Origin of the sequence: Leifsonia virtsii (genome assembly GCF_030433675.1) — a bacterium.
GTDB classification, from domain to species: Bacteria; Actinomycetota; Actinomycetes; order Actinomycetales; family Microbacteriaceae; genus Leifsonia; species Leifsonia virtsii.
Window position 1 is genome coordinate 472,266 of sequence record NZ_JAROCB010000003.1, and the last position, 20,525, is coordinate 492,790.

At 71.5% G+C, this 20,525-nt stretch carries 21 protein-coding genes; 10 read left to right on the forward strand and 11 right to left on the reverse strand.

The window, feature by feature from the left end; translation table 11 throughout:
* Nucleotides 1–13: 13 nt before the first annotated feature.
* Together P5G59_RS13255 and P5G59_RS13260 are read right to left on the reverse strand one after the other, a co-directional pair.
* Nucleotides 14–280, reverse strand: coding sequence for an HPr family phosphocarrier protein (locus P5G59_RS13255; RefSeq protein ID WP_175337259.1), 267 nt, complete (start codon nt 278–280; stop codon nt 14–16).
* Nucleotides 281–343: 63 nt separating this feature from the next.
* Nucleotides 344–652: a PTS sugar transporter subunit IIB gene (locus tag P5G59_RS13260; RefSeq protein WP_301219463.1), complete on the reverse strand. Its 309-nt coding sequence runs from the start codon at nt 650–652 to the stop codon at nt 344–346.
* A gap of 169 nt (nt 653–821) precedes the next feature.
* Here P5G59_RS13260 and P5G59_RS13265 point away from each other — a divergent pair, with 169 nt between their 5' ends.
* Complete coding sequence (locus P5G59_RS13265; protein ID WP_301219464.1) at nt 822–2,726, forward strand: BglG family transcription antiterminator; 1,905 nt, start codon at nt 822–824, stop codon at nt 2,724–2,726.
* A gap of 96 nt (nt 2,727–2,822) precedes the next feature.
* Here P5G59_RS13265 and P5G59_RS13270 read toward each other — a convergent pair whose 3' ends face one another.
* Nucleotides 2,823–3,266: a hypothetical protein gene (locus tag P5G59_RS13270; RefSeq protein WP_301219465.1), complete on the reverse strand. Its 444-nt coding sequence runs from the start codon at nt 3,264–3,266 to the stop codon at nt 2,823–2,825.
* Nucleotides 3,267–3,388: 122 nt separating this feature from the next.
* Between P5G59_RS13270 and P5G59_RS13275 the strand changes: the two genes are divergently transcribed.
* Complete coding sequence (locus tag P5G59_RS13275) at nt 3,389–4,009, forward strand: VOC family protein (RefSeq protein WP_301219466.1); 621 nt, start codon at nt 3,389–3,391, stop codon at nt 4,007–4,009.
* On the opposite strand, the gene P5G59_RS13280 is transcribed toward P5G59_RS13275, so the two are convergent.
* The 3 genes from P5G59_RS13280 to nucS are packed head-to-tail and all read right to left on the reverse strand — an operon-like array spanning nt 3,987 to nt 5,822.
* On the reverse strand, nt 3,987–4,664 hold the full coding sequence (locus P5G59_RS13280) for an HAD hydrolase-like protein (RefSeq protein ID WP_301219467.1): 678 nt from the start codon (nt 4,662–4,664) through the stop codon (nt 3,987–3,989). The two genes, P5G59_RS13275 and P5G59_RS13280, sit on opposite strands and share 23 nt — an antisense overlap.
* Nucleotides 4,665–4,701: 37 nt before the next feature.
* Entirely contained in the window at nt 4,702–5,127 is a 426-nt protein-coding gene (locus P5G59_RS13285; RefSeq protein ID WP_301219468.1) for an SseB family protein, read from the reverse strand.
* Nucleotides 5,127–5,822: an endonuclease NucS gene (gene nucS, locus P5G59_RS13290; protein ID WP_301219469.1), complete on the reverse strand. Its 696-nt coding sequence runs from the start codon at nt 5,820–5,822 to the stop codon at nt 5,127–5,129. The genes P5G59_RS13285 and nucS overlap by 1 nt, the downstream gene beginning before the upstream one ends.
* A 53-nt stretch (nt 5,823–5,875) precedes the next feature.
* Here nucS and P5G59_RS13295 point away from each other — a divergent pair, with 53 nt between their 5' ends.
* Nucleotides 5,876–6,922: a lactonase family protein gene (locus P5G59_RS13295; protein ID WP_301219470.1), complete on the forward strand. Its 1,047-nt coding sequence runs from the start codon at nt 5,876–5,878 to the stop codon at nt 6,920–6,922.
* An 83-nt stretch (nt 6,923–7,005) separates the two neighbouring features.
* Here the strand turns inward: P5G59_RS13295 and P5G59_RS13300 are convergent, their stop codons facing one another.
* On the reverse strand, nt 7,006–8,271 hold the full coding sequence (locus tag P5G59_RS13300; RefSeq protein ID WP_301219471.1) for an MFS transporter: 1,266 nt from the start codon (nt 8,269–8,271) through the stop codon (nt 7,006–7,008).
* A gap of 69 nt (nt 8,272–8,340) precedes the next feature.
* Between P5G59_RS13300 and P5G59_RS13305 the strand changes: the two genes are divergently transcribed.
* Together P5G59_RS13305 and P5G59_RS13310 are read left to right on the forward strand one after the other, a co-directional pair.
* Entirely contained in the window at nt 8,341–9,411 is a 1,071-nt protein-coding gene (locus P5G59_RS13305; RefSeq protein WP_301219472.1) for a LacI family DNA-binding transcriptional regulator, read from the forward strand.
* 47 nt (nt 9,412–9,458) lie between these two features.
* Nucleotides 9,459–10,667, forward strand: a complete 1,209-nt coding sequence (locus P5G59_RS13310) for an amidohydrolase (RefSeq protein ID WP_301219473.1) — start codon at nt 9,459–9,461, stop codon at nt 10,665–10,667.
* 16 nt (nt 10,668–10,683) lie between these two features.
* On the opposite strand, the gene P5G59_RS13315 is transcribed toward P5G59_RS13310, so the two are convergent.
* Nucleotides 10,684–12,018: an MATE family efflux transporter gene (locus P5G59_RS13315; protein WP_301219474.1), complete on the reverse strand. Its 1,335-nt coding sequence runs from the start codon at nt 12,016–12,018 to the stop codon at nt 10,684–10,686.
* A 70-nt stretch (nt 12,019–12,088) separates the two neighbouring features.
* Here P5G59_RS13315 and P5G59_RS13320 point away from each other — a divergent pair, with 70 nt between their 5' ends.
* The 5 genes from P5G59_RS13320 (at nt 12,089) to P5G59_RS13340 (ending at nt 16,893) form a co-directional block, all read left to right on the forward strand.
* Nucleotides 12,089–12,709, forward strand: coding sequence for a hypothetical protein (locus P5G59_RS13320; protein WP_301219475.1), 621 nt, complete (start codon nt 12,089–12,091; stop codon nt 12,707–12,709).
* A gap of 88 nt (nt 12,710–12,797) precedes the next feature.
* Nucleotides 12,798–13,688, forward strand: coding sequence for a hypothetical protein (locus tag P5G59_RS13325; protein WP_301219476.1), 891 nt, complete (start codon nt 12,798–12,800; stop codon nt 13,686–13,688).
* Between the two features lie 52 nt (nt 13,689–13,740).
* Nucleotides 13,741–14,703, forward strand: coding sequence for an ABC transporter ATP-binding protein (locus P5G59_RS13330; protein WP_301219477.1), 963 nt, complete (start codon nt 13,741–13,743; stop codon nt 14,701–14,703).
* A complete protein-coding gene (locus P5G59_RS13335) occupies nt 14,700–16,394 on the forward strand; it encodes an ABC transporter permease (protein ID WP_301219478.1) in 1,695 nt (564 codons plus the stop codon). The genes P5G59_RS13330 and P5G59_RS13335 overlap by 4 nt, the downstream gene beginning before the upstream one ends.
* 28 nt (nt 16,395–16,422) lie before the next feature.
* Nucleotides 16,423–16,893, forward strand: coding sequence for a GbsR/MarR family transcriptional regulator (locus tag P5G59_RS13340; protein WP_301219479.1), 471 nt, complete (start codon nt 16,423–16,425; stop codon nt 16,891–16,893).
* An 87-nt stretch (nt 16,894–16,980) separates the two neighbouring features.
* On the opposite strand, the gene P5G59_RS13345 is transcribed toward P5G59_RS13340, so the two are convergent.
* The 3 genes from P5G59_RS13345 to P5G59_RS13355 all read right to left on the reverse strand — a co-directional run bounded on the left by P5G59_RS13345 (nt 16,981) and on the right by P5G59_RS13355 (nt 20,442).
* Nucleotides 16,981–17,889, reverse strand: a complete 909-nt coding sequence (locus tag P5G59_RS13345; protein ID WP_363324686.1) for a serine hydrolase — start codon at nt 17,887–17,889, stop codon at nt 16,981–16,983.
* A gap of 161 nt (nt 17,890–18,050) precedes the next feature.
* Entirely contained in the window at nt 18,051–20,024 is a 1,974-nt protein-coding gene (locus P5G59_RS13350) for a M13 family metallopeptidase (protein ID WP_301219481.1), read from the reverse strand.
* A 16-nt stretch (nt 20,025–20,040) separates the two neighbouring features.
* Entirely contained in the window at nt 20,041–20,442 is a 402-nt protein-coding gene (locus tag P5G59_RS13355) for a hypothetical protein (protein WP_301219482.1), read from the reverse strand.
* Between the last annotated feature and the right edge of the window lie 83 nt (nt 20,443–20,525).

A 20,525-nucleotide genomic window follows, 5' to 3' on the forward strand; every position in this document is an offset into this window, starting at 1 on the left:
CTCGTCTCCCCGATCACGCGTCGTGGTCCGTGGCGAGGATCTCGGCGAGGTCGTCGAGCACCGCCTCGCCGTTGTCCGCGTCGGTGGTGAGCACGATCTTGTCGCCGTGGTCGATGCCGAGCGAGATCACGCCGAGGATGCTGCCGGCGTCGACGGTCTTGCCGCCCTCCTTCGACAGCTGCACCTTCGCGCCGGAGCCGTTGACGGCCTCGACGAAGAGCTTCGCCGGGCGTGCGTGCAGTCCGTGTGCGGATCCGACGGTGATGATCCGTTCAGCCATGGTGGTGTTCTCCTTCGCTCCGTGTCGGCCGGGTGGCCGCCGCCATCGTGGGGATGGCTCTGCTCATAGTGTCGTCGCCTTGGCGTCGAGGGCCAGGTCCAGCGCGCGCTCTCCGTCGAGGGCGGCCGGGGAGACGGGAGGGAGCACGACGACGGCGGTGCCGGTCGCGGCGGCGCGCTCGCGCAGGGACGGGACGGCGGCCTCGAGGTGGGCGCCGACGAGGAGGACGTCGACACCGGCGAGGGACTCCAGCTGGCTCGCACTGCCCGGCTGGACCTCGATGGCCGCGCCGCGGGCACGGGCGGCACTGCGCAGCTTGACCGCCACGAAGGTGCTGGACGCGCCGGCGCCGCAGACGACCATGATCCTCATCGATCCTTGCCTTTCGAGGTGCTGGGTGGAGCTGATGGAACGACAGCAATGGTGTCTTGCGGGCTCCGCGGGTCTCCAGCAGCGTTTCTTCCGGGGGTGCGGAAAGATGGCCGGAACGCGCGGCGGTACGGCCGCGGGGTGGTTGACTCGTCGGGAAAGGCGGTTCCGCGTGGCGCTCTCGGCGAAGCAGACGAGGATGCTCGACATCCTCGCGCGCCGTGCTGCCTGGGTCACGGCCGCCGAGCTCGCGCACGACATCGGCGTGACGACCCGCAGCATCCGCAGCTACGCCGCCGCCCTCGGCGAGATCGTCGAGTCCGGGCCGAGCGGCTACCGCGTGAAGCCCGACGCGTATGCGGCCTACCTGGCCGGCGACGGCACCTCCGAGACGGGGACGGCAGGCTCCCCGCAGGAGCGGTTGGTCTTCCTGGTGCGGCGCCTGCTCGACGAGCCGGAGGGCGTCGACGTCTACGAGACCGCCGAGAGCCTGTTCGTCTCCGACTCGACCATCGAATCCGACCTGACCAGGATGCGGGGCCTCCTCTCCGGCACGGAGCTCTCGCTCGAGCGCCACGGCGCAGTGGTGCAGCTCCTCGGGCCGGAGATCGCACGCCGCAAGCTGCTCAGCCGGCTGTTCCGCGACGAGATGCGGCAGAGTGTGGTGGACGTCGCCCGCATCCAGGAGGCGTTCGGGTCGCAGGGGCTCTCGGAGTTCAAGTCCGACCTGGTCGCGATGCTCGACGCGCGCGGCTTCTTCGTCAACGAGTACGGCATCAACGACGTGCTGCTGCACATGGCCGTCGCGCTCGACCGGGTGGCGAAGAACCGCGTCCTGCCTGCGGTGGAGGAGCCGGAGACGAGCGAGACCATCCGCTCGCTCGCGCACGACCTCGGCCGGCTCATCGAACAGCACTTCGGCACGGCACTGGACCCGACCGAGTTGCGCTACCTCGCCATCCTGATGCGCACGCGGGTGATCGCGCCGGGCGCCGGCCACGACACCGTCGAGGAGTTCGTGAGCCCCGCCGACCTGGAGGTCGTGCGCGGCATCATCGACCGCGCCTCGGCCGAGTACCTGGTCGACCTGCACGACGAGAACTTCATCGTCCGGCTCACGCTGCACGTGCAGAACCTGGTCGCCCGCGCGCACGAGAACACCTTCTCGCGCAACCCGCTGACCCGGTCGATCAAGAGCTCCTACCCGATGATCTACGAGCTCGCCGTCTACATCGCCAGCAGGCTGCAGGCCGCGGAAGGCATCGAGGTGAACGACGACGAGATCGCGTACATCGCGATGCACGTCGGCGCCTACCTGGAGCAGCAGTCACGCCGCCGGGACGCGGTCACCTGCGCGGTCGTGTGCCCCAACTACTACGACATGCACATCCTCCTGCGCGACCGGCTGGAGAGCACGCTCGGCGACGAGCTCGACATCACCAGCGTCATCACGTCCACCGACGCCGACTGGGACGACCTCGACGCCGACCTCGTGCTCACCACGATCGACCCGCGAGGCAGGCGCGAGAACACGGTCATCGTGCAGCCGTTCCTGACCGAGACGGACGTGGAGCACATCCGCCAGGCCGCCTCCCGCATCCGCCGCCAGCGGCACAGGGCGCGGATCAAGAGCGAGCTGCTGGAGTACTTCGACGAGCGGCTGTTCCTGCGCAACTTCTACGCCCGCGACCCGATCACGATGATCCGGGCGCTCGGCGACAGGATGATGGCGGTCGGCGCGATCGACCAGGAGTACGTCGACCAGACGGTCGAGCGCGAGCAGATGTCGTCCACCGCGTTCACCGACTCCCTCGCCGTGCCGCACGCCATGAGCATGAGCGCTCAGCGCACGGCGATCGCGATCGTCGTCAACGACACGGCGATCGATTGGGGGGACGCGCGGGTCAACGTGATCGCGTTCATCGCGTTCTCGGCGGAGGGGCGGTCGTCGTTCCAGACGGTGTTCGACCAGTTCGTCGAGGTGTTCTCCGACCGCGAGGCCGTGCTCGCCCTGATCCGCCGGGCGGACACCTTCACCGCCTTCATCGACGAGCTCGTCCGCATCATCGACGCCTGACCCGCGCCCCCAGCCAAACCAAGAGCTCCGGAGTTTTTCGAGCGAAATCGACGGATTCGCTCGAAAAACTCCGGAGCTGATGGCTTGGGGCGTGGGTTACTGGTTGGCGGTGACGGCGTAGGTGACCGAGACGCCGGGGGTGCCGACGGCGACCGTGTACTTGTCGTTGCTGTAGACGGCCTTGCTGTCGGTGGCGCCGGGCTGCACGGTGTAGCCCTTGGCCTCCAGCTGCGACTTCGCCTCGGCGAAGCCGTCCTTGCCCTTCGGCTGGACCGTCACGGACCAGCCGTTGTCCTTGTCGCCGCGGGCGACCACGACCGTGCCGTCGACGAGGGGCACGTCGTCCTTCGGGAAGTCGGAGGGGAGCTCCTCCGAGGTCGCCTCGTCCGAGGAGCCAGCGGCCTGCGTCGAGGACGACGACGACCCGGGCGTCTGCGGTGTGACGTAGTTGCTGTTTCCGTCGCTGGAGCACGCGGCCAGCGAACCGATGGTGAGGGCCGCGACGATGGCGGCAGGAACGAACGGATTACGTGTGCGCATGGTGATCCCTAGTGCTGTATGAGGTGCGGTATCGCAACCATCCACCCTACCCCGGCGGCCCGGCCGAACACGAGCAGGTTTGGAGAAGCGGCCGGCCCTGCCCGGTCCTTAGCGTGAAGGGCATGACGACAATCGAAGCGGTCACCCTCGAGGTGGCAGACGAAGCATCCGCCGCAGCCTTCTACCGCGAGGCCTTCGGCCTCGACGGCCGGGTGCGGGTCAGGCAGTCCGACGCGCCGACGGAGGGGTTCCGAGGGTTCACCCTCTCGCTCACGGTCTCCCAGCCGGGCGACGCCGCAGCGCTCCTCGACGCGGCCGCGGCTGCGGGGGCGCACGTGATCAAGCCGCCCGCCAAGTCCCTCTGGGGCTTCGGCGGCACGGTCCAGGCGCCGGACGGCACCATCTGGAAGGTCGCGACCAGCGCCAAGAAGGACACCCGTCCGGCAGAGCGCCGGTTCGACGGCATCGTGCTCCTGCTCGGCGCGGAGGACGTGGGAGCGAGCAAGCGCTTCTACGTCGAGCACGGCCTGACGCCCGGCAAGAGCTTCGGCTCGTACGTCGAGTTCGACACCGGCGCCTCGCCCATCAAGCTGGGCCTCTACAAGCGCCGGGCGCTCGCGAAGGACGCGGGCGTCCCGGAGGCCGGTGGCGGGTCGCACCGCGTCGCGATCGGCGGCGACGCCGCCTTCACCGACCCGGACGGCTTCGCCTGGGAGGTGCTCAGCCGAGCAGCAGCGAACTGAGCTGGTCGGCGGAGTGCACGACGGCGATCGCGCCGGCCGCCTCGGCGGGGGAGCCGTAGCCCCACTCGACGAGGATGGTCGGCAGGCCGTGCGCGCCGGCGCCCTCGACGTCGTACTGCCGGTCGCCGACCATGACGGTGTGCTCGAGGTCGACGCCGCGCTCGCCGAGCCGGCGGAGGGCCTCGGCCACGACGTCCGCCTTCGCGCTGCGGCTCTCGTCCTCCGTCGCGCCGGTGATGACGTCGAAGAACTGCGCCAGCCCGAAGTGCTCCAGGATGCGCGTGGCCTGCGCCTCCGGCTTGCTCGTCGCGATCGCGAGCGGGATGCCGGCGCCGTGCAGCCGCTCCAGCAGCCCGCGGACGCCGGGGAACACCGCCGAGTCGAAGGCGCCGTGCTCCGCGTAGTCGGCGCGGTAGACGTCGAGCGCGTGCCGTGCGGCCTGCTCCGTCATCCCTCCGATGCTCTGCAGCGAGTCGAGCAGCGGCGGCCCGACGTACTCGATCAGCTGGGTGGGGGAGGGGACCGGCTGTCCGAGCGTCGCGAACATGCGCGCGAGGGACGAGGTGATGCCGGGGGCGGAGTCGGTGAGGGTGCCGTCGAGGTCGAACAGGATGCAGGTCCAGGTCCGGGTGACGGTGGTGGTCGGGTTGGTCATAGCCGTCCTAGCGTATGTCAGGTTCCTGTGCGACCGTTCACTGCTCGCCGAGAGCGGACTCGATGTGCGATCGGGCGACCACCATGGTGTGGGTCGCGCCAGGGTCGAACTGCACGGCGACGAAGTCGGCGGTGCGGATGAAACCCAGCGCCTCCACGGCAGGCACGATGACGGCCTGCACCTTCGCTCCCTCGCCCTCCGCCGACTGGGCGACGGCCGCCCGCAGCGCGTTCATCGAGGTGAACAGGGGCAGCACGGCCTCGCCGGTCGTCGAGCTGATCGTGCGCAGCCGTGTGTCCTGCGGCGTCGAGCCGGTCACGTCGACCACCAGGCCGCCCTTCACCGCGGCGGCGAGCAGCGCGTCCAGGTTCTCCAGGGTCGGCTCGGCGGCGATGGCCGTGAGCGCCTTGCGGACCGGGACGTTCTCGTAGCTCTGCGGGAACCGGGGCTTCAGCTGCGCCATCAGAACAGCCTGCTGTCGCTGTCGTCGAGCCCGCGCATCGCGTCGTAGTCGAGCACCAGGCAGCGGATGCCGCGGTCCTCCGCGAGCGTCCTGGCCTGCGGCTTGATCTCCTGCGCGGCGAACACGCCGGTCACGGGTGCGAGGTGCGGGTCGCGGTTCATCAGCTCCAGGTAGCGGGTGAGCTGCTCGACGCCGTCGATGTCGCCGCGCCGCTTCAGCTCGACGGCCACGGCGGCGCCGGAGCCGTCGCGCGCCAGGATGTCGACCGGCCCGATCGCGGTCATGTACTCGCGCCGGACCAGCACGTGGCCGTCGCCGAGCAGGTGGATCTGCTCGGCCAGCAGCTTCTGCAGGTGCGCCTCCACGCCGTCCTTCTGCAGGCCGGGGTCGATGCCGAGATCGTGCGAGGTGTCGCTCAGGATCTCGTGGATGGACACGACCAGCATGTCGGCCGTCTTCGCCTGGGTGACGCGCCAGACCTCGGTGATCCCCGCCTCCTGCTGCAGCTCGTCCGGCTGGTCGACGGTCAGCGTGCAGGGCGGGCTCATCCAGTTGAGCGGCTTGTACGACCCGCCGTCGGAGTGGACGAGGAGGCTGCCGTCGGCCTTCAGCATCAGCAGCCGCGTCGCCAGCGGCAGGTGCGCGCTGAGCCGTCCGGCGTAGTCGACGGAGCAGTTGGCAATGACGAGGCGCACCGGAACATCCTACGTGGCGACGGCCCCGCGGTGCCGGGTGATTGGATGGGCGCATGACCCGCGAGCTCCTCATCGGCACCTACACCGAGCGTCTCCCGCACGTCGACGGCCATGCGGACGGGGTGCTGTCCGCCCGCTTCGACGGCACTCGCCTGAGCGAGCCCGTCGTCGCTGCGCGGGTGCAGAACCCGTCCTGGCTGGCCGTCTCACCGGACGGCACGGCGGTGTACGCGGTGAGCGAGACGGAGCCGGACGGCCGCATCGTCGCGTTCGCGCGCTCGTCCGACGGCACCCTGACCGAGCTCGGCTCGGCGTCGAGCGGCGGACCGTCGCCCGCGCACCTGGTGGTGCATCCGTCCCGTCCGCTGCTCGTCGCGGGCACGTACGGCGGCGGCACGGTCTCGGTCTTCGCCCTCCGCGAGGACGGCTCGCTCGCCGAGCGCACCGCGTTCGTGCAGCATGAGGGCTCCGGACCCGAGCCGTCGCGACAGGACGGGCCGCACGTCCATCAGCTCAGCATCGACCCGGTGACCGGCGATGTCGTCGTGGTCGACCTGGGGCTGGGCGAGGTGCGCTGGTACGCGCTGACCGACGACGGCCGGCTGACGCTGCGCCCGGACGTGACCGTCGTGCTCGGCTCGGCCGGCCCGCGTCACCTCGCGTTCGACGCCGACGGGCGGCACGCCGTGCTGGTCAACGAGCTCGACTCCAGTGTGGATGTGCTGCGCCGGGACGGCGACCGCTTCGTGCGGGTGCAGAGCACGTCGACGCGGGGGGATGCCGCGAGCGGCGACAACCTGCCGGCGGCCGTGTGCATCAGCGCGTCGGGCCGGACCGTTCTCGTCAGCAACCGCGGGGACGACACGATCGCGGTGTTCGCCTTCGACCGTGACGCGTCGCGGCTGTCTCTCGTGGACGTGGTGGAGGTCGGCGGCCGCGCGCCGCGCGACCTCGTGATCGCACCGGACGGCGACCGCGTGCTCGCCGCCTGCCAGGACAGCGACGAGGTGGCCGTCTTCGCGTTCGACGACGCGTCCCGGACGCTCCGGCCGCTCGGCCGCACGTCCATCCCCACCCCCGTCCGCCTGGCCTTCGTCTGACCCGCGCCGCCGAGTTGCACGTTATGGCGGCTATCCGGCCCGAATAGCAGCCACAACGTGCAACTCGATGCTGGTGAGGCGGGTCAGGCGGGGTCGGCAGAGGGGGAGGCGGCGCGCGCGGAGGCGGGGGCTGCCGGGCGGACGGCGGGGGCGGCGAGGAACGAGGCGATCAGCAGCGCGAGCACGAGGAAGAGTGCGTTCAGGATGCCGAAGTGCTGGCCCAGGAAGCCGATCAGCGGCGGTCCGGCAAGGAACGCCAGGTAGCCGATGATCGCGACGGCGGAGACGCGCGCGGCGGGGTTCGCGGCGCCGTCGGCCGCGGCGGACATGCCGAGCGGGAAGCCGAGCGACACCCCGAAGCCCCAGAGCACCGTCCCGATCACGACCAGCCACAGCGGGCCGCCGAGGATGAACAGCACCAGCCCGACCGCGCCCATCCCGGCGGTGATGCGGATGGCGGCGACGCGGCCGATCCTGTCCACGACCGGGCCGCCGACCACGCGGCCGACCGTCATGGCGACGACGAAGAAGCCGAACACCACGGCGCCCACCGAGTTCTCCTGACCGTGGCCGTCGACGACCGCCAGCGAGATCCAGTCGTTCGCCGAGCCCTCGCCGAACGCCATCCCGAGCATCACGACGCCGATCAGGATGAGGCGCCAGTCCGCCCACACCGCCAGCGTCGCGCGCATGCGCTCGCCGAACGGGATCTTCTCGGTCGGGCCCGCGTCGTCTCCCAGGTCCGCTTCCCGCGGGATGAACCGCACGGCCACCACCGCGATCACGACGACCACGACGGCGATCCCGACCAGGTGCCACACCACCGGCACACCGAGCGCCGCGGCAGCCGCGCCGACGCCGGCGCCGAGCACCGTGCCGAGGCTGAAGCACGCGTGCATCAGCGGCAGCAGGGTCTTGCCGATCTCGCGCTCGACCGCGGTGGCCTCCACGTTCATCATCACGTCGACCATGCCGTTGCCGAAGCCGAGCAGGATGAGGCCGATCGCGACCGACGGGATCGAGTGGAACAGCGTCGCTCCGGTGCCGATGAGCAGCACGCCGACGGCGACGATGCCCAGCCCGGCCACCATCCCGCGATGCGGACCGAACCGCACGAGCAGCGGCGACGCCACCGTCAGGCCGAGGATGGCGCCGACCGACATCCCGAGGATGAGCAGGCCGACGGCCGCCGGGTCCTTGCCGAGCCCGAGGTCGTCGCGGATTCCCGGGATGCGGGCCACCCAGGTGGCGAGCGCGAGGCCGGAGAGGATGAAGATGACGAAGACCGCGTTGCGCCAGGCGGTGAGCTCCCTGTGGGAGCGCGTGGTGGTCGGGGTCGGCTGTGACATCGGCGTCTTCCTGGGTGTTTCGGTGGCTCGAATCGTTTCGATCGAAACGATTCGACTAAGCTATCACATGTGAATGAACCCAGCACAGCCCCCGCGGGCTCCCGGCCCACCCTGGCCGCGGTCGCCCGCCTGGCAGGCGTGTCCAACTCGACCGCGTCCCTGGCCTTCTCCGGCACGGGCCCGGTCTCCGAGGCTACACGCGAGCGCGTGCTCGCCGCGGCGAAGCGCCTCAACTACGCCGGACCCGACCCGAGGGCGCGCTCGCTGCGCCGCGGCCGGTCCGGCATCGTGGGCGTCGTGATGGAGGAGCGGGTGCGCGACGCGTTCCGCGACCCGATCAAGATCGCCCTGCTCGACGGCATCACGGAGGAGATCGCCGGCATCGACGCCGGCCTGCTCATCCTCACCGACGCCGGGGAGGCGGCCAAGCGCATCGAGGACGCCCCGATGGACGCGGTGGTGCTGGTCGGCTGCAGCCCACGGCTCGACGAGTCGGTCGCAATGCTCCGGCAGCGCGGCATCCCGCTCGTGGCGATCGAGGGCGACCCGGCCGACGGCGTCCCCACCATCGGCCAGGACAACCGCGAGGCGACCCGCACCGCCGCCCAGCACCTCTACGACCTCGGCCACCGCGACGTCGCGATCGTCACCCTGTCGCTGACCCGCGACCGGGCCCGCGGCGCCCTGACGCCGGAGCGCCTGGCCGCCGCGAGCTCCACCACAGCACTGGACCGGCTGCGCGGCGCCCGCGACGTCTTCCCCGACGCCGGTGGCTGGGTGACGCGGGGCTCGTTCGTCGAGGAGGGCCGCGCGGCCGGGCGCGCACTGCTCGCCGACGCCCGCTCGCGGCCCACCGCGATCATCGCGCAGAGCGACCTTCTCGCGGCCGGCGTCATCCGCGCCGCCGAGGAGCTCGGCCTGGAGGTGCCGGGGGATGTCAGTGTCGTCGGCTTCGACGGAGTGCGCGTCGACGGCCTCTGGCCCTACGACCTCACGACCCTGGTGCAGCCGGCCGTCGACAAGGGCCGTGCGGCCGGGCGGGCGGTGGTCGAGATGCTGGAGGGCGAGGAGCCGCATCCCGCCGTCTTCACCAGCGTCTTCCACCAGGGCAACACCACCGCCGCGCCGCGGGCGCACTGACCGCGGGTGCCGTGAGTCGCCGGATGCACGGGTCGTAGGCTGGCGGCATGGATCTCGAAGCGCTCTACCGCGACCTGCACGCCCACCCCGAGCTCGCCTTCACCGAGCACCGCACAGCCGGCATCGTCGCCGAGCGGCTGAGAGACCTCGGCCTCGACGTCCACACCGGCATCGCGACGACAGGCGTCGTCGGCGTGCTCCGCAACGGAGAGGGCCCGACGGTGCTGCTGCGGGCCGACATGGACGCGCTCCCGGTCCGCGAGCAGACCGGACTGCCGTGGGCCTCGACCGAGACGGTGACCGACGAGGCGGGCAACACCGTGCCGCTCATGCACGCGTGCGGGCACGACATCCACATCACCTGCCTCCTCGGCGCCGTCGAGGCGCTGCAGGCGTCGCAGGACGAGTGGTCGGGAACCCTCGTCGCACTCTTCCAGCCGGCGGAGGAGCACGGCGGCGGAGCGCAGGTCATGGTCGACGACGGCCTGTACGAGAAGGTGCCGGTGCCGGATGTGGTGCTCGGCCAGCACGTGCTCCCGGCCCCGGCCGGGATGGTCGGCGCGCATCCGGGTGCGGCCATGGCGGCGGTCGACACCATGGAGGTCACCCTCCACGGCCGCGGAGGCCACGGTTCGCGTCCCGAGACGACCATCGACCCGGTCGTCATGGCTGCGGCGACCGTCATGCGGTTGCAGGGCGTCGTGTCGCGCGAAATCGCGCCCCACGACACGGCCGTCGTCACGGTCGGCAGCCTGCACGCCGGCACCAAGAACAACATCATCGCGGCGGAGGCGACGCTCGGCATCAGCGTGCGGAGCTTCAACGAGGAGGTGCGGCAGCGCGTGCTCGACGGCGTGCACCGCGTCATCGCGGCGGAGTCGCAGGCCTCCGGTGCGCCGAAGGAGCCGGACCTGGAGTGGGGCGAGCGCTACCCGGTCACCGTCAACGACCCCGAGTCGACCGCGCGGGTCAACGCCGCGTTCGCCGCGGAGTTCGGCGAGGACAAGGTGCTGCACCCCGGCGCGCTGTCCGGCAGCGAGGACGTCGGCAACCTGGCGACCGCGGCAGGCGCGCCGCTCGTCTACTGGATGCTCGGCGGCGCCGACCCGGAGACCGTGCTGCGGGCGCTGGCCGCGGGGACGGCGGACACCGATATCCCGTCGAACCATTCGCCGTTCTTCGCGCCGATCCCGCAGCCCACGATCGACACCGGCGTGCGTGCGCTCGTGGTCGCCGCCCGGGAGTGGCTGGCGTAACCCGCGCATCCATGGGTCAGACGGTCGCGCCCGCACGCATCCAGACCGTCCCGCGGGCGCGCAGTCCCAGGGTGAGGGCGCGGGCGCCGAGGTAGCCGAGCGCGAAGGCGGCGGTCAGGGCGGCGAGGCCGGCCGCGTCTTGGCCGCCCCACGTCGCTGCCGCCGCCGCGAGCGGCACGAAGACGGCGACGTTCACCAGTCCCGTCAGCGCGAGGTAGCGCGCGTCGCCGGCGCCGATGAGCACCCCGTCGAGCACGAAGACGTAACCGCCCAAGGGGGCGCCGAGGCCGACGATCGCCAGCGAGAGCGGCAGCAGCGCGGCCACGGAGGCGTCGCTCGTGAACAACCCCGCCGCGAACGGGCTCAGCGCGATGGTGACCACACCGAGCACGGCCCCCGCGCCGATGCCCCACTGGATGCAGCGCCTCAGCACCGCGCGGACCGTCCCGAGGTCGCCCGACCCGAGCCCTTTGCCGATGAGTGCCTGCGCGGCGATCGCCAGGGCGTCCAGGGCGAACGCGAGGGTCGCGAACACGGTCATCGTCACCTGGAAGGCGGCCAGCTCGTCCGGGCCGAGCTGCGTCGCCGCGAACACCGCGAGCAGCATGGCGGCGCGGAGGCTCGCGGTCCGCAGGAGCAGCCAGCCGCCGGCGCGGGCGGTGCGCCCGATGCCGGCGTGGTGGGGAAGGAGCGGCGCGCCGACCCGGCGCGCGTGCCGGGCGACGATCACGACGTAGACGAGCACCATGCCCCACTGGGCCGCGACCGTCCCGAGGGCCGACCCGGCGATCCCGAGGCCGGCGACGTAGATGAAGAGGTAGTTGAGCACGATGTTCACGGCGAACCCGGCGACGGCCACGGCCAGCGGCGTGCGGGTGTCCTGCAGACCGCGCAGGAGGCCCGTCGCCGCGTAGACGAGCAGCATCGCCGGGAGCCCGAGCATCGACAGGCTCAGGTAGACCGAGGCCTGCTCGGTCACGCCGGCGGATGCGCCGAACAGGGAGACGAGGAAGGGCGAGGCCGCCCATCCCGCAATCGCCAGCACGACGCCGAGGGCCAGCGCGAGCCAGCAGCCGTCCACCCCGGCGGCGACGGCTCCGCGTTCGTCGCCGGCGCCGAGCCGCCGTGCGACGGCCGGAGTCGTGCTGTAGGCGAGGAAGACCATGAGCCCGACGATCGTCTGCAGCACCGCGCTCGCGATCCCGAGGCCGGCCAGCGGCTCGACGCCGAGATGGCCGACCATCGCTGAGTCGGCGAGCAGGAAGATCGGCTCGGCGACGAGCGCGCCGAGGGCGGGCACCGCCAAACGCAGGATCTCCCGATCGACGGGACGGCGCAGGATGGTGCTCACGACCCTCAACGCTACCCGGGCACGCGAGTGTCGCCGCCTCGATGTCGGAGGTCGTTCCTACAGTGGACGCATGAGCCACCTCATGCCGGAACCTCTCGCCACCTGGAGCTGGCGGCTGGAGCGTGTGCGAAACGGTCGCACGGTGCTCACCCGGTCCCAGGCTGCGACGGCCCGCACCGACCTCGCCAACGACCGGGCGGCGCATCCCGAGTCGTACGTCGGTTACGAGGAGGAGTACGCGACGGCGCTCGACGAGCTCGAGGTGCTGTCGCGGCAGGCCAACCGACACGACGACCTGCTCTCGGTCCTGGCCGCCGACCGGCGCAAGGCCGAGCGCGAGTCGGGGGTGGCCACGGTGAGCGATGCGCGTTCCGGGGCGCGACCGCGGGTGTCGCTCGCGGCGGAGCACGACCGCGTACCGGCCGGACTGCCCGCGCCGCTGGACCAGTGGGTGCACCGCCTCATCCGCTACCGCGCCGGGGTGAAGATCATCACGCCGATCGAGGCGGCGCGCGCCGAGATCCACCTGCGCAACGAGGCCGATCTGCAGCCGAAGGTCTACCGCTCGGGGGTGGCGGGCGCCTACTACGCCCGCGTCGTCCGCGAGCTGGGCGAGATCGCTACCGCGGAGCGTCCGGGGCGCCGTGACATCGAAGCGCTCACCCGCGGGCTCAGCGACATCCCCGCCTGAGTCGGCAGCCGCCGGGAGGCGGCGGGCCACTACGATCGACCCAGGCGCCCGGAAGTACACGGCGTCTGGAATCGAACGGGGGCGTGCGGTGAGTCCGAACGAGGCGGCCGAACTGTTGGGGGTGTCGCCGACCGCGAGCGCCGACGAGGTGCAGCGTGCCTACGCCTCCCGGCTCGGCGAGACCGGAGGCGAGCAGCAGCGCATCGATGCGCTCACCGCGGCCCGGGATGCGCTGCTCGCGGCGTCGCCGTGGCGGCCGCCCGCGGGTCCGCAACCGTATCCGCCGCAGCACCCCGCTGCTGCCGCCGCGTACCCGCCGCAGCAGCCCGCGGCTGCCGCCGCGTACCCGCCGCAGCAGCCCGCGGCTGCCGCCGCGTACCCGCCGCAGCAGCCCTACCCTCCGATGCAGCAGCCCACCGCCTACGCACCCGGCTACCCCGCCTACCAGCCCACCGCCCCGCAGCCGCAGCCTGGACCCGGCGGCTGGTACGCGCCACCGCCTCCCCCGAACCGCCGCAAGCCCATGTCGACCGGGGCCGTCGTCGGCATCACCCTTGGCAGCATCGCGGCCGGGCTGGTCGTCCTCTTGGTGGCCGTGTTCGCCATCGCGTCGATCGGCGCGAGCGCGGCGCGCGTCGCCGAGGCCGGGAGTTCGGCGCGACCCACTCCGTACCAGTCGCCCGATGACAACCCGTCCGACGGGCCCTCCGACCAGCCGCCCGCCGTCGAGGACTACGACGTCGACGGCGTCCACGTGCACTACGTCGACGGTTGGACGTTCGAGCTGACCGCAGCCCAGACCTGCGACGCGGCGACGGTGACCGCCGGGTTCGCCGACACCCCCGACGGCGACACCCTCGACGAGTGGAGCACGACGGTCGACCTCACGGCGGGCGTTCCGGTCACATTCACGATCCCGGACAGCGCATCCACCTACGGTTATGCGGGCATCGACTCCGTGCAGTGCGGTCAGGCCTGACTCACAAAACACAGTTTTCACAAATTACTGAAACGGGCGTAACATGCCGCCCATGAATGCAGTGATCGACGTCTCCGGTCTGGAGAAGCATTTCGGACGGGTCCGCGCCCTCGATGGGCTCGACCTCACCGTGACCCAAGGCGACGTGCACGGCTTCCTCGGACCGAACGGCGCCGGGAAGTCCACCACCATCCGCGTGCTGCTGGGCCTCGCCAAGTCCGACGGCGGCCGGGCGACCGTGTTCGGCAGCGACCCGTGGCGGGATGCGGTGGAGCTGCACCGACGACTCGCCTACGTGCCGGGGGACGTGAGCCTCTGGCCCAACCTCTCCGGCGGCGAGGCGATCGACCTGCTGTCCCGCCTGCGCGGCGGCACCGCCGACCGGGCCGCGTACGCCGCCCGGCGCAAGCGCCTGATCGACGTCTTCCAGCTCGACCCGACCAAGAAGGGGCGCGCCTACTCCAAAGGCAACCGGCAGAAGGTGGCGCTGGTCGCTGCCTTCGCCACCCCGGCCGACCTCTACATCCTCGACGAGCCGACCAGTGGGCTCGATCCGCTGATGGAGACCGTCTTCGCGTCCGAGGTGCACCGGGTCGCGTCCGAGGGGGCGACCGTGCTGCTGTCCAGTCACATCCTCTCGGAGGTCGAGCAGCTGTGCGACCGTGTGAGCATCATCCGGGCGGGCAGGACGGTCGAGACGGGCACCCTGGAGGAGCTGCGCCATCTCACCCGCACCGAGGTCTCCTTCGCCGACGGCGACCACGACGCTGCGGCTCTCGCCGGCATCCCGGGCGCCCATGATCTGCGGGCGCAGGACGGCCGCGTGCGCTTCACGGCGGACAGCGACTCTCTCCCGCCCATGCTCGCCGCCCTTGCGCAGCTCCGCGTGCGCGGGCTGACCGTCGCGCCTCCCTCGCTCGAGGAGCTCTTCCTCCGCCACTACGGCGACGACCTGGCGAGCTCCGAAGCTGCGGCGGCCGGCGCGGCCCCTGCTAAGGCGGCGAAGGCGCGATGAGCACCGCGACGGCACGACTCGAACCCTCGCACGCGCACGAGGCCTCCCGGGGCGCGGGGCCCGCTGCGACCTTCCGTGCGCTGCTGCGCCAGCGCCTGCGCCGCGACCGCTGGCAGCTGCTCATCTGGGTGCTGGTCATCGCGGTGCTCGCTCTCTTCTCGGCCAGGAGCATCGAGCAGACCTTCGGCAGCGTCGCGGCGCGCACGCAGCTGATCCGGCTCGCGATCGCCGACCCCACTGTGCTCGTGCTCCGCGGCCTGCCCCAGGGCACCAGCCTGGCCTCGGTCACCTTCTTCGAGATCTTCGCGTTCATCGCGCTGCTGGCCGGTCTGATGAACACGTTCCTCGCCGTGCGGCACTCCCGCGCGGAGGAGGAGTCGGGGCGGGCCGAGCTGGTCGCCTCCACCCAGGCCGGCCGGGTGCTGCCGACGACGGCGACGGTCGTGCACGCGGTGCTGGCGGATGTGGCCGTCGCGGTGCTGACGGCGCTCGGCTTCGCTGCGGCCGGACTCCCGCTATACGGGTCGTTCGTCGCCGGCGCCGCGGTGGGCGGCGCCGGACTCGCCTTCTTCGCCGTGGGACTGCTGCTCGCGCAGCTGATGAGCACATCGCGCGGGGCCAATGGCTTCGCCTCCGCCGTGGTCGTGCTCGCCTTCGCGCTCCGGGGCATCGGCGACGCGACCGGGACCCCGTTCGGCGACGGCACGCACGTGCGCTCGGCGTGGCCCACGTGGCTCAGCCCGATCGGGTGGGGCGAGCAGTTCGCCCCGTACACAGCGAACGACTGGCGGCCGCTCCTCCTGATGCTCGGTTTCGCGGCCGCCCTGGTGGCCGGCGTCTACGGTCTTCAGGCCGTGCGCGACACCGGCGCGGGTGTGATCCCGGAGCGGGCGGGCCGGGTGTCCGCTTCGCCGCTGCTGAGCGGGGCGTTCGGGCTGGCGTGGCGGCTGCAGTGGCCGATCGTGGTCGGCTGGACTGTCGGCGGGGCACTCACAGGACTGCTCGCGGGTGCACTCGGCAGCCTGGTCGGCAGCTCGATCGCGAACGACCCGAGCCTCGCCGGCATCCGGCAGGAGATCGGCAAGATCGGGGCGGGCGGCTCCGGCCCGCTGACGCAGTTGTTCATCTCGGCGATCTTCTCGATCGTTGGCGTGCTCGCGGCCGCCTGCGCCGTCCAGGCCGTGATCCGGTTGCGCCAGGAGGAGGCGTCGGGCAGCGCGGAGACGCTCATGTCGACGCCGCTCGGTCGCATCCGCTGGCTGATGTCGTTCGTCGCCGTCGGCGTGCTCGCGATCGTGGCGGTGCTGCTGGCGGCGGCCCTGGCATCCGGCCTGTCGGCGGTCGCGTCGGGGCAGCCGGCGTCGACGGTCGGAGACTCGTTCGCGGCCGCAGCCGCGCAGCTCCCGGTCGCGCTCGTCTACCTCGGGGTACTGACGCTGGTGTTCGTCCTGCTGCCGTCGTGGACCATCCCGGTCTCCTGGTCCGTTCTCGGCCTCGGCGCGTTCATCGGCCTCTTCGGCGGCCTGATCGACCTGCCGGACGGCGTCCGGCACCTGTCGCCGTTCGCGGATGCGCCGGTCGTGGTCGGCGACGTCGATTGGACCGGTGGATACTGGATGTTCGGCATCACCGTCGTCGCCCTCGCGGTCGCTGCGGCCCTGATCCGCCGGCGCGACTTCGCAATCGGATAGAGAGTAATCGGATAGAGAGACGGTGCCCATGGCCACAGACGAGGCGGCGCTCGCCGAGGTGATGGAGCACTCCGCCGCGGTCCTGACGGCGGCCGGCTTCCCCAAGATGCCGGCCCGCGTCATGATGGCGCTCACGGTGACCGAGTCGCCCGGGCTGACCGCCGCCGAGCTGGCCGAGCGGCTGGAGGTGAGCGCCGCGGCGATCTCCGGGGCGGTGCGCTACCTGCAGACGCTGGGGATCATCCGTCGCCTCTCGCAGACCGGGAGCCGGCGCGACCGGTACGAGCTGCCCAGCGACTGGTACGCGCTCATGGTGCGCAACAGCCCGATCTACGGCACCCTGGCCGACCAGGCTGAGGCCGGCCTCGCCGCGGTCGGCGATCCGGAGTCTCCCGCGACCGAGCGGCTGCGCGACATGGCCGGCTTCTACCGCTTCCTGCAGCGCCGGCTCCCCACCCTCATCGCCGAGTGGGAGCAGGTCCGCACCGCCCGCTCCTAGCCCCGCCCCGCCGTCGAGTCCTCAAAGACTGCACGCGACACGCCGGCCCACCGTGCAGTCTTTGCGGACTCGACGGTGGGGGGAGGGTCAGAAGACGTATTCGAGGAGGTCGAGGCCGACCGCGCGCATGCCCTCGATGACGGCGAGGCGCTCCGGGAGGCTGGTGTCGTCGAAGTAGGTCGACACGGCGTACGTCACGCCGGCGCGGGGGCCGCGCAGCACGCCGACCTCGCTGCGTACGCCGGCGTCGGTGCCGGTCTTGTTGACCAGCAGGATGCCGTGCTCCGGGTGCCGATGCGAGTGCGGGTCGAGCCCGAACGCGCTGGAGACGAGCGAGAAGTCGCTGTTCAGCGAGAGCCACGAGATCACCCGCTGGCTGGTCGCCGGGTTGACGATCTCACCTCGGGCGAGCGCCGAGAACAGCCAGGTCAGCTCATTGGCGCTGCCGACGGAGAGCTGGGGCGCGTCGTCCGGCCCGCGGTGGTCGCGCACGAGGTCGAGCAGAGCGGTGCGCGTCAGCCCGAGCGACTCGGTGCGGGCGCTGACCGCCTCCAGCCCGACGCGGCGGAGCAGCACGTTGGTGGCGAGATTGTCGCTGGACGCGCCGACGAGGGCGGCGAGGTCGGCGACCGGCAGGGACGGCACGTGGAGGTGCTGCCAGATGCCCGACTCTCCCGCCACGTCGCGAGGGTCGCGATCGAGGTGGGCCAGCGGGCTCAGCTCGCCCGACTGCAGGCGCGCGGCGACCTCGACGAGGAGCAGCACCTTCCCGATGCTCGCCGTCGGCATGACGATGTGGTCGTCGACGGAGAAGAGCACGGCGCCGGTCGAGAGGTCGGTCGCCCGGGCGGAGACCTGGACGCCCCCGACGGCCAGCCGGCCGAGCGCGTCGAACCCGCGGCTGAACGACTCGGCGGCTCCCGGGGCCCTGTGCCTGCCGCGTCGGGCGCTCGCCTGACGGGCTCGGCGTTCGGACTCTTGAGCCTGCATCGTCACGGTGTCGCTGGGTCTTTCTTCCGGTTCGGGCCTACGGTGCTGCGGCGCCCCTCCCCGGCCCCGCGGGTCGCCCCCACCGCGATTCCCGCGGCGACGACAGGGACGATGTTACCCCGTAGTCGGGGGACACGGACCGTCGCTGTCCGTAAAACAGCGCGGGCTCACCAGATGGTGACGCGCTCCTCCGGGTCGAGCCACAGCCGGTCGCCCGAGGACACTCCGAACGTCTCGTAGAACGCGTCGATGTTGCGCACGATCTGGTTGCAGCGGAACTCGTTCGGCGAGTGCGGGTCGATCGCGAGCAGGCGGATGACCTCAGCGTCCCGGCCCTTCTGCTGCCACGCCTGCGCCCACGACAGGAAGAAGCGCTCCGCCCCGGTGAGACCGTCGATCACCGGAGGCTCCTGGCCGCCGAGCGAGAGCAGGTAGGCCTTCCACGCGATGCCGAGGCCGCCGAGATCGCCGATGTTCTCGCCGATGGTCAGGGCGCCGTTGACGTGGTGGTCGGGGACCTGCGCGGGGGCCAGCGCGTTGTACTGCTCGATCAGGCTGGCCGTGCGCTTCTCGAACGCCGCACGGTCGGCCTCCGTCCACCAGTCCTCCAGGCGGCCGTCGCCGTCGAACTTGGAGCCCTGGTCGTCGAAGCCGTGGCCGATCTCGTGGCCGATCACCGCGCCGATGGCGCCGTAGTTGGCCGCCGCGTCCCGGTCGGCGTCGAAGAACGGGAACTGCAGGATGGCCGCCGGGAAGACGATCTCGTTGAACCCGGGGTTGTAGTACGCGTTGATCGTCTGCGGCGTCATGAACCACTCGTCGCGGTCGATCGGCTTGCCGATCTTGCCGAGCTCCCGATTGAACTCGAACAGCGCCGCCGCGCGGACGTTGCCGATCAGGTCGGTCCGGTCGATCTCAAGGCTGGAGTAGTCGCGCCACTTCGCCGGGTAGCCGATCTTCGGGGTGAACTTCTCGAGCTTGTCGAGCGCGCGCTTGCGGGTCTCCTCGCCCATCCAGTCGAGGGTGCGGATGCTCTGGCGGTAGGCCTCGATCAGGTTGGCGACCAGTTCGTCCATCTGCTGCTTGGCGGCGGGCGGGAAGTGCTTCTCCACGTAGATGCGGCCCACGGCCTCGCCCATGGCGCCCTCGACGAGGGAGACGCCGCGCTTCCAGCGGGCGCGCATCTCCGGCGTGCCGGTGAGGGTGCGGCCGTAGAAGTCGAAGTTGGCCTCGACGAAGTCGCCGGAGAGGTACGGCGCCGCGCCGTGCACGACCTGCCACGACAGCCAGTCGCGCCACGACTCCAGGCGGTCCTCGGTGAGCATCTCGGCGAGGCCGGCCGTGAACGACGGCTGACGCAGGACGACCTCGGCGAGGGCGTCCTGCGGTGCGCCGAGCGCCTGCGCCCAGACGTCGAGGTCGGGAGCGCTGCCCGCCGCCCCGCCCGAGAAGACGCCCTTGGCGTCGGCCCAGCTGTACAGGTTGTAGGTCTTCTCCGAGTCGCGCGAGGCGACGTTGTCCCAGTGCTTGGACGCGATCGCGGTCTCCAGGTCGAAGACGCGCTGGGCGCGGGCCGGGGCGTCGTCGAACCCGGCGAGCTCGAACATCCGCTGGATGTGCGCCACGAATGCCTCGCGCACCGGCGCGAAGCGCTCCTCGCGGAAGTAGGACTCGTCCGGAAGCGAGATGCCCGCCTGCTCCAGGAAGACCAGGTAGCGCTCCGGATCGCCCGGGTCGTTGTCGACGAACAGCTGGTAGAAGCCGCCGAGGCCGCGGCGCTCCAGCTTGCCGACCGTCTCGAGCAGACTCGGGATGCTGTCGACGCCGTCGGCGAAGGTCAGCTCGTCGCGGATCGCCTCGACGCCGAGGGAGTCGATGCGCTCCTCGTCCATGAAGCTCGTGTAGAGGTCGCCGAACTTGCGCTCCTCCGTTCCCTCGTCGGCCTGCTGCGCCTGCTCGATGATCTCGTGCACGGCTTTCTCCGACTCCTCGGCGAGCACCATGAACGAGCCCCAGCGCGCCTTGTCGGCCGGGATCTCCGTGCGCTCGAGCCACTTGCCGTTGACGTGGCGGAAGAGGTCGTCCTGCGGACGGACGGCGGGGTCGAGTTCGTCGGTGCGGATGCCGGAGTCGAGCGTCATGCGCCCAGCCTACGGGTCAGGCCGCAGCGCGGGCCAGCGACGCGAGCCGGAGGTATGAGATGGCGAACAACCCGCCGAGGGCGAGCTCCGCCAGGATCGAGACCGTACCGGAGAGGCTGCCGAATCCGGCGAACGAGAAGCCGATGTTGACGAGCGCGAGCAGGCCGTAGACGGCGGCGAGCACTCCGCTCAGCAGCGGCCGGTTGGTCATCCGCCACCACGGCCGCGCGGCGCGCACCGGCTCGCCGGGCCCGCGGAACATCCGGCTGACCAGATACCAGGCCAGCACCTGCAGCACCGTGAGCACGATCGAGCCCGCCTCCGAGTGGAGCGCGTCGAGGAGCAGGGTGAGCAGCCCGCTCACGGCCACGAGCACAGCGATCACGACCGCCTTCTGGCCGGTGGTTGTGAAGCGCATGGTGGTTCCCCCTGGGTGGTTCGGCATCCAGAATGTCAGACCATCGCGTGGCACGGCTGGAGGCTCGCCCTGCTCCGTATGCT